A 13,879-nucleotide genomic window follows, 5' to 3' on the forward strand; every position below is an offset into this window, starting at 1 on the left:
TACGCCCGCGGTCAGCTCCAGCCAGCGCAGATCGGCCTCCAGGTGGAACAGCGCGTGATCGCAGATCAGCTGGTCGGCGAGGTCGCCGGAGCGCTTGCGCTCGGTCAGGCCGCGCATCAGCCGCAGATGCTCGGCGCGCTGGGTGTCGAGCAGCTCGGCGGCGTCCCGGCCGGTCAGCAGGGCCAGGACGACCTTGGTGTAGAGCGTGGAGTGGAGGTACGGCTCGGGCTTCTCCGGCCGGGCCAGCCACTGGGCGACATCGGTGACGCCGGCGTCGGTGATGGCGTACCGCTTGCGCTCCGGGCCCGCGCCGGCCTCCACGCCGTCCACCTCGACCAGGCCGTTCTTCAGCAGCCGGGACATCGTGGAGTAGACCTGCCCGTAGTGCAGCGGGCGGTCCTGGCCGAAGTGCTCGTCGAAGGCCCGCTTGAGGTCGTAGCCATGGCGGGGACCGGACTCCAGGAGGCCCAGCAGCGTATGACCGATTGACATGGCGACCACCTTACTCGGGGGTGTAACGCTGGTGTATACGCACGTTGTATACGGGCGCCCGGCGGGCGCAGGGCGGGGCGCCAGGCGGGCATCGGGGCGGCAGCGGCGCGGGGCGGGGGCCCGGGCTTCCCCCCCGCCCCCCCCCCCCCCCCCCCCCCCCCCGCCCCCCCCCGCCCCCCCCCCCGCCCCGTCCACCGCGCGCTCACTCCGTCCGCAGGCCGTCCGGCCGCATCATCCGCCACAGCGGCGGCAGGCTGAGCAGCGTCACCACCGCGATCAGCGCGGCGCCGGCCAGCGGCAGCGGCCAGACCACCGACCAGTCGAGGCCGTCCGTCCCGGCCATCCGCAGCAGCGCCAGGCCGAGCGCCAGCCCGCCGGCCAGGGCCAGCGCCAGCCCCAGGACGACCGGCACGGCCGTCTGCCACAGCACCGACCAGGCGAGGGTGGCCCGCCGGGTGCCGAAGGCGACCAGCACCGACAGCAGCCGGCGGCGCTCGCGCAGCTGCTCCACCATCGTCACCAGCATGCTCGCGGCGATCAGCGCCAGCGTCGCCCCGGCGGCGGCCGTCAGCCCGGTCCGCAGGCTGGCGTACTGGCCGTCGCGGACGGTGTTCCGCAGGGTGCGCACGGACATCAGCGGGCTGATCCGGGCCGCGGTGTTGCGGGCGTACTCGACGGCCTCCGGGACCCGCGGGTCCAGCTTGACCATGGCGCCGGCCATCGGCTCCTCCAGCAGCGCGGGGTCGAGGGCGCCGGGGGTGGCGAACAGGCCGAAGGAGAACATCCCCCGCGGGTCCTTGCGGGCCTCGACGGTCCGGGCGGTCTTCGGCACCGTCCACAGCCGCGGCCGCTTCCCGGCGCCGTCCGGCCCGTCGTGGAAGGCGAAGTCCACGGTGGCGCCGGGCCGCGCGGTCTCGCCGATGTACGCCCCGTCGACTTGGCCGCTGGGGTCCTTGACGATGAAGGCGTCGCCGTCCCGGCAGGGGCCGGTGTGCGCCAGTTCCCGCAGGGTGGCGCAGTCGCCGACGGTGACCTGGGTGGTCGGGGCGAAGGTCTCGCCCTTGCGCAGCGGCCCGGGGCGGGTCGCGGTCCCCTCGATGGTCGCGATGACGCCGCGGACGCCCTCGGTCTCCCGGAACGCGCTGATCGTCCGCCGGATCGTGCCGATGTCGTGGGACGGCAGCGACGCCTGCAGCTGCGCCCGCGAGCTGTCCTGCCCGGTGACCTTCAAAAAGTCGCTCTGGACCGCGGAGAACAGCAGCTGGAGCGCGATCGCGCCGGCCACCGCCACGGTGATACCGCTGACCGCGCGGGCCGCCGTACCGCCGCTGAGCTGGAGCCGGCGGACGGCCAGCTGCCAGGGCACCGCGCCGCCGCGCAGCCGGGACACCGTCGCGTCCACCGCCCACGGCAGCACCAGCGCCACCCCGAGCAGGAACAGCGTCGCGCCGCCCGCGATGAGGTACGGGCCGGCCGTGGAGCGGCTGTGCTCGATACCGCCGTTGAGCAGCAGCAGGGCGATACCGGCCGCCGGGAACGGCAGCCGCCACCACAGCCGGCGCCGCCGCCCGCCGCCGCTGCGCACCACGCCCAGCGGCTCGATGCTCACCCGGCGCAGCGCCACCAGCGTCACCACCACCGCGGCGAGCGGGACGGCGACCGCGATCAGCGCCGCCAGCCACGGCACCGGGGTCACATCGGACGGGAAGGCGTTGATGTCCCAGACGGTGAGCCGGTCGGCGAACTGGCGAGCCGTCAGGAAGAGCGCGGCGCCGACGACCAGCCCGCACACCGCGCCGAACAGCGCCTCACCGGCCGCGGTCCGCCGGGTCATCCGGGCGTCCGCGCCGATCAGCCGGAGCGCGGCCAGCCGGCGGTCGCGCCGCTCCCCGCCGAACCGCACCGCGGTGGCGATGAAGATCACCACCGGCATCAGCAGCACCACGCAGCCGACGATCAGCACCGCCAGCAGCCTGGCGTCCAGCGGGTCGGCGTTCCGGTGGACGCCGAAGCCGGCGATCCGGTGGCCGCCGTTCTCCGTGGTCAGGGTGGCGCTGCCGGTGTAGTAGGCGAGGTCGCCGGGGCCGACCAGGCCGGCCGGGCCGATCGTGCCGACGTCCTTGTACGGCAGCCGCGGCCGCAGCAGTTCGCCTTCCGGCGAGCGCAGCAGCTCCCGCAGCGCGGGCGAGACCACCATCTCGTCCGGTCCCGGCAGCGCGGCCACGCCGGGCGGGAGCGCCGGACGGGCGCCGTCCGGGCGCAGCATCTGCCCGCGGACGGTGGAGTTCCGGAACGTCGTCTCCAACGGCGTCTGGACCAGCGTCGCCGCGCTCGCCGGCACCGGCCGCCCGGTGTCCGCCGGGGTGATGGCCTCGCCGCGCGCGGAGCGCTGCTGCATGATCGTGGGCAGGGACGCCGCGACGAGCAGCAGCGCCACGCCCAGCCCCACGCCGAGCGCGGTCAGCACGGTGCGGGTCCAGCCCTCCCGGCCGCCGCCGACCGCGAAGCGGACACCCATCGCCAGATCGCGGACCCATCCGCGCGGTCCGCCCGCGGCGGCCCGCTCGGGCCGTACCGTCCCGCTCATGCCGCACCCGCCATCTCCCGGGCCACGCCGTCCCGCACCACGACCTCGCGGTCGGCGTACGCGGCGACCCGGGCCTCATGGGTGACCAGCACCACGGCCGCGCTGGTGGCGCGCGCCGCGTCGGAGAGCAGGCCCATGACCCGCTCGCCGTTGAGGGAGTCCAGCGCGCCGGTGGGCTCGTCGGCGAAGACGACCCGGGGGCGCGGCGCCAGCGCGCGGGCCACGGCCACCCGCTGGCCCTGTCCGCCGGAGACCTCGCCGGGCCGCTTGGCGGCGACGTCCGCCACCTCCAGGCGCTCCAGCCAGTCGCGGGCCTGGCGCTCGGCGGGCTTGCGGCGGGTGCCGTTGAGGCGGAGCGGCAGGGCGACGTTCTCCAGGCAGGTCAACTCCGGGACGAGCTGGCCGAATTGGAAGACGAAGCCGAAGTCGGTGCGGCGCAGGGCGCTGCGCCGGGCGTCGCTGAGGTCGGACAGGGGGTGCGTCGCGTAGCGGACGGTGCCGGAGTCCGGGCGGATGATCCCCGCGAGGCAGTGCAGCAGGGTGGACTTGCCGGAGCCGGAGGGGCCCATGACGGCGACCACCTCGCCGGGGTGGATCGAGAAGTCCGCGCCGTCGAGCGCGGGCGTGGGCCCGTACGCCCATGACTCTACACGAGGTGTATACCCGGGGTGTATAGCCGCTGCGGGCCGCCAGGCCCGTCGGCCGCTGCGGCGGTGTCAGGGCCCGCCCGCGCCCGGCTCCGCGCCCGGCCCCGGCTCGCCCGCGCCCGGCCCCGCCCCGTCCTCCGGCTCCCGGTGCTTCGGCGGCCGTCCCCGCCGGGGCAGCCCGCCGGCGCCCCGGGGCAGCCGCCCGGCGTCCGCCAGCGCCTTGCGCAGCAGGAACTCGATCTGCGCGTTGGCGCTGCGCAGCTCGTCGTTGGCCCAGCGGGTCAGCGCGTCGTGGATCAGCGGGTCCAGCCGCAGCAGCACCTGCTTGCGCTGCTGCGGCCGGCGGCCGGCGGGCCGTTCGCCGGCCGCGCCGGAACCCTGGGGGGTGTCGGCGGTCACTGGTAGAGCGAGCCCGCGTTGAGGACCGGCTGGGCGGCGCGGTCGCCGCAGAGCACCACCATCAGATTGCTGACCATGGCGGCCCGGCGCTCCTCGTCCAGCTCGACGATGCCCTGCTCGCTGATCCGGGACAGCGCCGACTCGACCATGCCCACCGCGCCCTCGACGATCTGCTGGCGGGCCGCGACGACCGCGCCGGCCTGCTGCCGCTGGAGCATCGCCGAGGCGATCTCGGGCGCGTAGGCGAGGTGGCTGAAGCGGGTCTCGATGATCTGCACACCGGCCGCCTCGACCCGGGCGGTCAGCTCCGCGGCCAGCTTCTCGGTGATCTCCTCGGCGTTGCCGCGCAGCGAGAGGCCGTCCTCGTCGTGCGCGTCGTAGGGGTACTCGATGGCGATGTGGCGGACGGCGGCCTCGGTCTGGGTGGAGACGAACTCCAGGAAGTCGTCGACCTCGAAGAGCGCCTGGGCGGTGTCCCGGACCTTCCAGACCACGATCGCGGCCAGCTCGATCGGGTTGCCGTAGGCGTCGTTGACCTTCAGGACCGCGGTCTCGTGGTTGCGCACCCGCGTGGAGATCTTGCGGGCCGAGGTGAGGGGGTTCACCCAGCGCAGGCCGTCGGTGCGGATGGTGCCGACGTACCGCCCGAAGAGCTGGATCACCCGGGCCTCGCCGGGCGCGACCATCTTCACGCCGGTCATGCAGAAGAACGAGCCGATCAGCAGCAGGATCCCGGCGAGGACCAGGGGGATGGCGAGCGCGTTGTTGCCGCCGTTGCCGATCACGCCGCCGGTGATGACCACGACCACCCCGAGCGCGACGCCCAGGACGGTCAGCAGCAGGGCCAGGCCGCCCGGGATGCTGTGCGCGGCCCGCTCGCGGACCTGCGGGGCCGGCATCTCGGGGGTGTCCGGGGTGGCGGCGGTGGTGGTTGTCGTTCCGGTCATGGGAGCCCCGTTTCGTGTGTGGCGCGCCGCGCGGCGCGTGATGTGCGCCGCAGTGCGCGCGGTCCTAGGTGCTAACGCTGGTCTAGCAAAGTGATAGCACTTTAGCGCGCCGGGCGGGCGCGGTCCAGGCCATGACCTGGGACGCCTGAAGGTTGCACCCGATCCCCGTGCTCTTTGTCACGTCGGCGAAAGCCGGGATCGATGAGGATTTGTTGACAGATGCGGTGTTAGCTTCAACAGCTGAGTTATGCCGGGGGCGGAACGACTGGAGTTGCACGAGCGATGGGCCGAGCGGATGCGAGGCGGGCGCGGCAGGGCAGCGCCCGCCGGGCCGGAAAGAACGGGAAGAAGTCCGGCATACGCCGCCTCTTCACCTGGAAGAAGCTCCTCGGAGCCTTCCTCGGCGTATGCCTGCTGGGGATCCTCGGCTTCATCGGGCTGTACCTCTACGTGGACGTACCGGCCGGCAACAAGGACGCCAAGCTCCAGAGCAACGTCTTCAAGTACGCCGACGGCTCGGTCATGGCCCGCGTCGGCCAGGTCAACCGCGAGACCGTCCCGCTGAGCCGGATACCCAAGGCCGTCCAGCACACCTTCGTCGCCGCCGAGAACAAGACCTTCTACCAGGACTCCGGCGTCGACCTGAAGGGCACCCTCCGCGGCATCATCAACACCCTGCGCGGCAAGGGCAAGCAGGGCGGCTCGACGATCACCCAGCAGTACGTCAAGAACTACTACCTGAGCCAGGAGCAGACGGTCTCCCGCAAGCTCCAGGAGATCGTGATCTCCCTCAAGGTGGACCAGAAGTTCCAGAAGGACGACATCCTCGCCGGCTACATCAACACCAGCTTCTACGGCCGCGGCGCGTACGGCATCCAGGCCGCCGCGCAGGCGTACTACGGCGTGGACTCCGACAAGCTCACCGTCGCCCAGGGCGCCTACCTCGCCTCGCTGCTCCAGGCGCCGAACCAGTACGACTGGGCGATCGCCTCGGACGCCGGCAAGAAGCTCGTCCAGGAGCGCTGGGCGTACACGCTCGACAACATGGTCGAGATGAAGTGGCTCACCCCGGCCGAGCGCGCCCAGCAGAAGTTCCCGGTGCCCAAGCCGCCCAAGCCGCTGCCCGGCGCGAGCGGCCAGGCCAGCTACATCATCGCCGCGGCCAAGCAGGAGCTGTTCGCCCAGGGCGTCGATGAGAACGAGTTCGAGGCCGGCGGCTGGACCGTCACCCTCGGCATCGAGAAGAACCGCCAGAAGGCGCTGGAGGCGTCGGTCAAGCGCAAGCTCACCGACGACCTCGCGCCCGACCGGCGCCCGGTGGACCGCGACGTGCAGCTCGGCGCCACCTCGGTGGACCCGAAGACCGGGTACGTCGTGGCGCTGTACGGCGGCGCCGGCTACCCCAAGCACTACACCAACAACGCGACCCGGTCCGACTACCAGCCGGCCTCCACCTTCAAGCCGGTCATCCTGGCGTCGGCGATGGAGAACCACGCGGTCACCCAGACCGGCGTCCCGATCAACCCCAACACGATCTACGACGGCACCAACCGCCGCCCGGTCGTCGGCGGCACCAAGCCGTTCGCCCCGCCGAACGAGGACCAGGCCAGCTACGGGAAGATCACCGTCCAGACGGCCACCAACAACTCCGTCAACTCCGTCTTCGCGCAGATGGGCGCCGACGTCGGCCTGGACCAGGTCAAGAAGACCGCGGTCAGCCTCGGCATGAACGGCGCCAAGATGGACGTCCAGCCCGCCATGACGCTGGGCACCATGGGCGCCAGCCCGATGCAGATGGCCGGCGTCTACGCCACCTTCGACAACCACGGCGAGAAGGTCACCCCGACCCTGGTCAAGAAGGCGGTGCAGAGCAAGGACGGCTCCGACAAGGAGATCCCGCTCAAGAACCCGATCGGCGAGCGGGTGCTCTCCCGCACCACCGCTGACACCGTCACCTCCGTCCTCACCGGCGTGGTCAACGACGGCACCGCCTCCGACGCGGTGAAGAACACCGCCTACAAGGCCGCGGGCAAGACCGGCACCTCCGACGACAACAAGTCGGCGTGGTTCGTCGGCTACACCCCCAACCTCGTCACCGCGGTCGGCATGTTCGGCGAATCGCCCCAGGGCGGCGCCCAGGTGACCCTCAAGGGCGCCGGGGGCGGCGGCCGGGTCAACGGCGGCGGCTACCCGGCGAAGGTCTGGGCCGACTACACCGAGAACGCGCTCGGCGACGGCGCCGGCGCCGACTTCGACCTGGACACCGACATGGGCGCCGCGGTCCCGCCGCCCGCCCCGCCGACCCCGACCCACACCGCGACGGCCCCGGCGACCCCGACCCACTCCCCGACGGCCCCGACGACGCCGACCGGCAGCCCCACGGACAGCGGCCGCCCGACCGGCCGGCCCACGCCGCCCACCGGCGGCACCACCGCCGGCCCGCCGAACGGCGGCACCAACGGCACCGGCGGCACCACGGGCACCGGCGGCGGCACCGGAACGGGCGGCACCGGAACGGGCGGCGCCAACGGCACCGGAGGCACCGGCACCGGCACCGGCGGCAACACCGGCGGTACGGGTACGGGCGGCGGCAATCTGCCGAACTTCGGCAACTGACCCGTCCCGGAGGCCGACCCGCCACGCACCGCGGCCCGCACCCCTGTCGACCAGGGTGCGGGCCGCGCCGCGTTCCGCCCGTCCGCCGCCGTCAGCGGCGCGCCCCCGGCGGCATCGACAGCTCGAACCAGACGACCTTGCCCATGCTCAGCCGCGTCGCGCCCCAGCGCCGCGCCATGCGGTTGACGAGGTACAGCCCGCGCCCGCCCTCGTCGGACGGCCGGGCGTTGCGCAGCCGCGGCAGCTGCGGCACATCGTCGCCGACCTCGCAGCGCAGCACGTCCGTACGCAGCAGCCGCAGCGTCACCGGCCGCTCGGCGTACCGCACCGCGTTCGTCACCACCTCGCTGACCAGCAGCTCCAGCTGGTCGGTCAGCTCGTCCAGACCCCACCGCGCCAGCGCCCGGCGGGCCAGCCGGCGGGCCTGCCCGGCGGTCTGCGCCTTGGGGTCCAGATACCAGTACGCGACATCGCTCGGCGCGATGCCGTCGAACCGGGCGGCCAGCAGCGCGATGTCGTCATCGCGGTCGCCCGGCCCGAGCATGTCCAGCACCTCGTCGCACAGCGGCTCCAGCGGTGGCGGATTGGGGCCGGTCAGCCGGGCCGTCTCGGCCAGCCGCTCGCGCAGCTGCTCGATCCCGGTCCACACGTCCCGGATCCGCGACTCCACCAGGCCGTCGGTATAGAGCACCAGCGTGGCGCCCGCCGGGGCGTCCAGCTCCACCGCCTCGAAGTCCACCCCGCCCACCCCGATCGGCGCGCCCGACGGCACCCGGAGCACCTCGGCGCGCCCGCCGCGGTGCAGCATCACCGGCGGTGGATGCCCGGCGTTGGCGATCGTGATGCGGTGCGCCACCGGGTCGTAGACCGCGTACATGCACGTCGCCATGCGGTCCGTGCCCAGCCGCTGGGCCTGCTCGTCGAGGTGGTGCAGCACCTCCTGCGGCGGCAGGTCCAGCCCCGCCAGGGTCTGCGCGGTGGTCCGCAGCTGGCCCATGATCGCCGCCGAGGTCATCGAGTGGCCCATCACATCGCCGACCACCAGCGCCACCCGGCTGCCCGGCAGCGGGATCGCGTCGTACCAGTCGCCGCCCACCCGCGCGGTCTCCGCGGCCGGCAGATAGCGGCTGGCCAGCCGGACGCCGGTGGGCTGCGGCAGCGAGTCCGGCAGCATGGTGCGCTGCAGCGCGTCGGCGATGTACGCCTCGCGGCCGTAGAGCACCGCCTTGTCCACGCCCAGCGCGGTGTGCGTCGCCAGCTGGGCCGCCACCAGCAGATCGTCCGGCTCGAACGCCGGGCGGTCCGGGCGGCGCAGGAACACCGCGGCGCCGATCACCCGCCGGCGCCCGCGCAGCGGCGCCAGCACGACCCGGTGGCCGCCCGGCAGCCGGGTGTCCGGACCCAGCAGCTCCGGCAGCGCGGTGCGCGCCGCCTGCGCCTCGCCGAACAGCGGCCGCACCCCGCGCAGCACCTCGGCCAGCGGCCCGCCCGGCCGCACCTCGCACAGCTCGGCCGCCGAACCGCCCATCGCCGGGCCCAGATCCGGCTGCGCCGGCAGCACCGGCAGCCGCAGCCCGTTGGTGTCCGGCTCCTCCGGGATCCGGTCGGTGCGCCGCAGCCGCAGCACCACCGGGCCGGTCGGGCGCTCGTCGCCCACCGGCAGCGGATCGCGCAGATACACCAGGATCGCGTCGGCGAACGTCGGCACCGTCGCCCGGCACAGCCCCAGCACGATCTCGTCCAGGTCTATGCCGCGGGCGATCCGCCGGGTCGCCGCGCCGATGAAGCGCAGCCGGTCGCCGCTCGCCTGCCGGGCCGCGGCCGCCTCCCGGCTCTCCCCGCTCTCGCCCGGATGCGCCGAGCGCGCGGGCGGCACCGAGGGCGGCATCCCGGGCGGACCGCCGCCCCACGCGCCCGGCGGCGCCGGCGGTACCTCGCCCGCGCCCGGCTCACCGCCGTGCGCCCGGGGCGCCGCCGCACCGCCCGGCGAACCGCCCTCGCGCGGCCGCCCGATGCCCTCACCGCCGGACCGGGGCCGCGGCTGCGCGTGCCCCGGCTCCTCGCCCGGCTCCGGCGCCCCGGCGCGGTCCACCGCGCCCTGCGCCACCGGCCGGCCCGCGCGGACCGCCGCGCGCTCCGCGCCCGGTTCCGCACCCGGCTCCGCCTCCGGCACACCTCCCGGCCGCCCCTCAGCGGACATGGCCACCTCCCCGTACGGGTCGTACGAGCCCCCGTACGACCCGGCGTACACGCCGTAGGAACTGTCGCGGGGCGCGCGGGCCGCGCCGTACGCCCGCGCGCCGTCACCGGCCGGACCGTGGTCGGCGGCCGGCTCGGTCTCCCCCTGCCCGGCCGGCGGACCCGCCGCGGCCGTGATCACGCGGTCCCGGGCACCGCCACCGGGCCCGAGGTCGTCGCCTCCGCGCAGCGCGAAGCCCGCCCCGGGCGCCGGCTCGTGACCGGGCGCGCCGGCGGACTGCTGAAGGGCGCTGCGCGGGTCGGGTACGCCGCCGGGCGGCGCGGTCCCGGCCGTCCCCGTGGCAGGGGACGCCGGGGACGCGGCGGTCGGGGCCGACCGCCGCGCTTCAGGGGAGAGGGGGTGCTCCGTCACGCGTGGGATTCCATCCGTCCGGGGCTGGCGCCGGCGCGCCGCGTTCGGTGCGCGCCGCACGGGCGGACGCGCCTGACGCGGTGCGTCTCAAGCGCGTCGCAGGTGCAGAAAGAGCTGGATTTCTGGTGGTACGTCCGTACTCGCCGGGGCATACGCATACGAGTCCTCCCCGACGACGTCGAATCCCGCGTCGCGCACGACCCGGCGCAGGTCGTCCCGCAGATATCCCGATACCCGGATCGTGCTGCCGAGGAACGGAATGGGGAAGTCGTCGATATCGCCCTCGACCATGGACAGGGCCATCAGCCCGCCGGGGCGCAGGAGGTCGTGCAGCATGCCCAGGGCACAGGGGATTTCCGCCCGGGGCATCATCAAAAGGGAGAAATAGGCGGCGATTCCGTCGAAGGAACCCGGGCCGCCGAGCCGGCCACCGCGCAGATCGGCGATGTCCAGCCGGTGGAATTCACCGTCCGGGACGTTGTCCCGGGACAGCTTGACCATACCGGGGGAGAGGTCGATTCCCACCACCCGGTGACCGGCCTGTGAGAGTTGACGGGCGGTCGGCAGGCCCGTCCCGCAGCCGGCGTCGAGGATCCGCGACCCGGCCGGCAGCGCGCCGGCCAGCCAGTCGGCCGAGGCGATCTGGCCTTCCTTGTGCGGAAAGGCCACCTCGTACTGGTCGCCGATCGCGTCGAACGCCTCGGCCTGTCCGGCCCGGTCCAGTGCTAACCGGTTCAGCCCCTCGTACGCGTCGTAGCTTCTCGCGCTCACGACCTCGCCCCTCCTGCGACCGCGGTCAAGTTCGTTTTCCCGTTCTGGAGTTGCGCCTGTGCAGTCTTGCGGAGGACGATCCTACGTTTGAACGCCCAGGGCGCAGCAAGGGGGCTGGCTACCGCGTTCCGTCCGCCGGGAACCCCTTTGGCACCCGGCCGGAAACAGCTCTGCCCATAGGCGCACCTTTCCACCGTTCGCCCCCTTCACTCGCTTCCTGCTCTTCTTTTCGCGTTTGCGGCCTCACGACAGCAAACGCTCCGGCTGCCGGTCCCAGTTCTCCGGGAGCGGGGGAACCTCCCAGGCCGGGTCGGGCCGCCAGTCCTCCCAGCCGTCGGCGAACGGCCCGCCCCACGCCGCGATCTGTGCGACCGCGGCGCGTCCGGCGGACCGGACCGCGGCCGCCTGGCCGTCCGTCAGCAGCCCGTCCCGCCGCGCCTGGGCGAACTCGTCCTCGTCCCGCCACTCCCAGCTCCGGTCCGGATAGACGCAGATGTCGAGGAAGTGGTCCACCGAGTCGATCCCGCCGGACCAGCGGCGGCGCGGCTCCTCCAGATTGACGTACCAGTTCTTGAAGTGCCAGCCGCTCTCCCAGAACAGCCAGACCGACCACGGGTCGCCCGGCCGGGCCAGCTTGAGCACCCCGCTGCCGAACCACTGGTCGCGCAGGGTGCGGCGCGGCTTGGTGTAGCGGGTGGCCAGCGGCTCGCGGTGCACCGGCGTACCGTCGGCGAGCACCGGCTTGATGCACGGCGTCCCCGGCGCCATCCACACCGCGAGCAGCTCGGCGGTGTCCTGGACGACGGTGACCGGCCGGCAGATGTGGAAGCGGTCCGGCTCGGCGTTGTCGCGGTACCGCCACAGGATCTGCTCGCCGGGTGCCCAGCGCGTGGGGGCGGGGGCGGCGGATGTGGCGGACGCCGCGGGGGCGGACGTGGCGGACGCCGCGGGGGCGGATGTGGCGGGGGCCGGCGTGGCGGCGGGCCGCTGTGCCGCGCCCGGTACCGGGACTCCGGCCGCCGGCGCGCCCGGCCCCGGGACCGCTCCCGCCGTCCGCCGTTCACCCGTGGCGCACCGCTCCGCCGCCGGGTCCGCCCCGGCCGCCGGCACCACACTGCCGGCCGTCCCGCCTTCCGCCGCCGTCCCCACCATGTCCGCTGTCATGCGCAGATCTTAGGGGCGGACCGGGACCCGCGCGGTGACCTGCGCCGCACGGAAACGGCCCGCGGCCGACTCGGGGCCCCGGGCCGAGGGCTCGCGTCCCGGGCCCGCTCGGCCCGGAATTCAGGACTCGAGGACCCCGAACTCAGGACTGAGGTCCCCGAACTCAGGACTCAGGGCCCGCACTCACGGACGCGTCATCCGCAACACATCCAACGCCTCGTCCAACTGCTCCTCCGTCAGCAGCCCCCGCTCGACGTATCCGCTCTCGACCACCACTTCCCGGATCGTCTTCCGCTCCGCCAGCGACCGCTTGGCGACCTTCGCGGCCTCGTCGTACCCGAGGTACTTGTTCAGCGGTGTCACCACCGACGGCGACGACTCGGCGTATTCCCGGGCCCGCCCCACATTCGCGGTGATCCCGTCCACCGTGCGGTCGGCCAGCAGCCGCGACACATTGCTCAGCAGCCGCACCGACTCCAGCACATTCCGCGCGATCACCGGCAGCATCACATTCAGTTCGAAATTGCCGGCCGCCCCGGCCGCCGCCACCGTCGCGTCATTCCCGGTGACCTGCGCGGCGACCATCAGCACCGCCTCCGGAATCACCGGATTGACCTTCCCCGGCATGATGGACGAACCCGGCTGGAGATCCGGCAGATTGATCTCCGCGAGCCCCGTACGCGGCCCCGACGCCATCCACCGCAGATCGTTGGCGATCTTCGTCAGCCCCACCGCGACGGTCCGCAGCTGACCGCTCAGCTCCACGATCCCGTCCCGCGCCCCCTGCGCCTCGAAGTGGTTGCGCGCCTCGGTCAGCGGCAGCCCGGTCGCCCGCGCCACCTCGGCGATCACCGCGGCCGAGAACCCGGGCGGCGTATTGATCCCCGTACCCACCGCCGTACCGCCCAGCGGGAGTTCGGCCAGGCGCGGCAGGGACGCCCGCAGCCGCTCGACGCCGTACCGGACCTGCGCCGCGTACCCGCCGAATTCCTGACCGAGCGTCACCGGCGTCGCGTCCATCAAATGCGTCCGCCCGGACTTCACCACCTCGGCGAATTCCTCCGCCTTCCGCTCCAGCGCCGCCGCCAGATGCTCCAGCCCCGGAATCAGGTCTTTCAGCACCGCCGACGTCGCCGCGATATGAATCGACGACGGGAACACATCGTTCGAGGACTGACTCGCGTTCACGTGGTCGTTCGGATGCACCTCCCGCCCCAGCCGCTCACTTGCCAGGGTCGCGATCACCTCATTGGCATTCATGTTCGAGGACGTCCCCGAGCCGGTCTGGAACACATCCACCGGGAAGTCCTCGTCCCACCGGCCCTCGGCCACCTCGGCCGCCGCCTCCGCGATGGCCTCCGCGACCTCCTTGCCCAGCACCCCCAGCTCGGCATTGACCTTGGCGGCGGCCCCCTTGATCCGCGCCAGCGCCTCGATGTGCGCCCGCTCCAGCCGCTGCCCGGAAATCGGGAAGTTCTCCACGGCCCGCTGGGTCTGCGCCCGCCACTTCGCATGCGCGGGCACCTGCACCTCACCCATCGAGTCGTGCTCGATCCTGAATGCGCTGTTTTCGCTCATACCTATGACAGTGCCCCCGCCCGACGATCTGTTCCCGACCCCACCCCCGAAGTCACCTACCTGCGAC

At 73.7% G+C, this 13,879-nt stretch carries 9 protein-coding genes and 1 pseudogene; 1 reads left to right on the plus strand and 9 read right to left on the minus strand.

The genetic code is table 11. The features are described 5' to 3' along the window. Positions 1–6 precede the first annotated feature (6 nt). The 5 genes and pseudogenes from ADL22_RS33555 to ADL22_RS05765 all read right to left on the minus strand — a co-directional run. Positions 7–492 (minus strand): annotated as a pseudogene (locus tag ADL22_RS33555) (PadR family transcriptional regulator); the annotation flags it as partial. Positions 493–694: 202 nt separating this feature from the next. Then, positions 695–3,079 (minus strand): FtsX-like permease family protein, encoded by a 2,385-nt coding sequence (locus tag ADL22_RS05750; protein ID WP_066974319.1) that lies wholly within the window; start codon positions 3,077–3,079, stop codon positions 695–697. Next, the gene (locus ADL22_RS05755; protein ID WP_066974320.1) at positions 3,076–3,753 is read right to left on the minus strand and encodes an ABC transporter ATP-binding protein; all 678 of its coding nucleotides are present in this window, start codon (positions 3,751–3,753) and stop codon (positions 3,076–3,078) included. Before ADL22_RS05755 ends, ADL22_RS05750 begins: the two co-directional genes overlap by 4 nt. Before the next feature lie 42 nt (positions 3,754–3,795). After that, positions 3,796–4,125 carry a hypothetical protein gene (locus tag ADL22_RS05760; RefSeq protein WP_066974321.1) on the minus strand — a complete coding sequence of 110 codons (330 nt, stop codon included), beginning with the start codon at positions 4,123–4,125 and terminating at the stop codon, positions 3,796–3,798. Then, positions 4,122–5,072 carry an SPFH domain-containing protein gene (locus ADL22_RS05765; RefSeq protein ID WP_066974322.1) on the minus strand — a complete coding sequence of 317 codons (951 nt, stop codon included), beginning with the start codon at positions 5,070–5,072 and terminating at the stop codon, positions 4,122–4,124. The genes ADL22_RS05760 and ADL22_RS05765 overlap by 4 nt, the downstream gene beginning before the upstream one ends. Before the next feature lie 282 nt (positions 5,073–5,354). Here ADL22_RS05765 and ADL22_RS05770 point away from each other — a divergent pair, with 282 nt between their 5' ends. Beyond that, positions 5,355–7,688, plus strand: coding sequence for a transglycosylase domain-containing protein (locus ADL22_RS05770; protein ID WP_066974323.1), 2,334 nt, complete (start codon positions 5,355–5,357; stop codon positions 7,686–7,688). A 91-nt stretch (positions 7,689–7,779) separates the two neighbouring features. On the opposite strand, the gene ADL22_RS05775 is transcribed toward ADL22_RS05770, so the two are convergent. From ADL22_RS05775 to ADL22_RS05790, 4 genes are all read right to left on the minus strand, one after another. After that, positions 7,780–10,299 (minus strand): SpoIIE family protein phosphatase, encoded by a 2,520-nt coding sequence (locus tag ADL22_RS05775; protein ID WP_066974324.1) that lies wholly within the window; start codon positions 10,297–10,299, stop codon positions 7,780–7,782. An 87-nt stretch (positions 10,300–10,386) separates the two neighbouring features. After that, a complete protein-coding gene (locus tag ADL22_RS05780; RefSeq protein WP_066974325.1) occupies positions 10,387–11,070 on the minus strand; it encodes a class I SAM-dependent DNA methyltransferase in 684 nt (227 codons plus the stop codon). A gap of 243 nt (positions 11,071–11,313) precedes the next feature. Next, positions 11,314–11,937 (minus strand): DUF402 domain-containing protein, encoded by a 624-nt coding sequence (locus ADL22_RS05785; protein WP_066974328.1) that lies wholly within the window; start codon positions 11,935–11,937, stop codon positions 11,314–11,316. 480 nt (positions 11,938–12,417) lie between these two features. Then, entirely contained in the window at positions 12,418–13,812 is a 1,395-nt protein-coding gene (locus ADL22_RS05790; protein ID WP_066974326.1) for a class II fumarate hydratase, read from the minus strand. Positions 13,813–13,879 lie beyond the last annotated feature (67 nt).

The sequence above is a fragment of the Streptomyces sp. NRRL F-4489 genome (assembly GCF_001509485.1).
GTDB lineage: Bacteria > Actinomycetota > Actinomycetes > Streptomycetales > Streptomycetaceae > Streptomyces.

Bases quoted from the DNA above. Each gene is read 5' to 3' on its own strand.
- ADL22_RS05750 (WP_066974319.1), bottom strand. From the start codon at position 3,079: ATGAGCGGGACGGTACGGCCCGAGCGGGCCGCCGCGGGCGGACCGCGC.
- ADL22_RS05765 (WP_066974322.1), bottom strand. From the start codon at position 5,072: ATGACCGGAACGACAACCACCACCGCCGCCACCCCGGACACCCCCGAG.
- ADL22_RS05770 (WP_066974323.1), top strand. From the start codon at position 5,355: ATGGGCCGAGCGGATGCGAGGCGGGCGCGGCAGGGCAGCGCCCGCCGG.
- ADL22_RS05790 (WP_066974326.1), bottom strand. From the start codon at position 13,812: ATGAGCGAAAACAGCGCATTCAGGATCGAGCACGACTCGATGGGTGAG.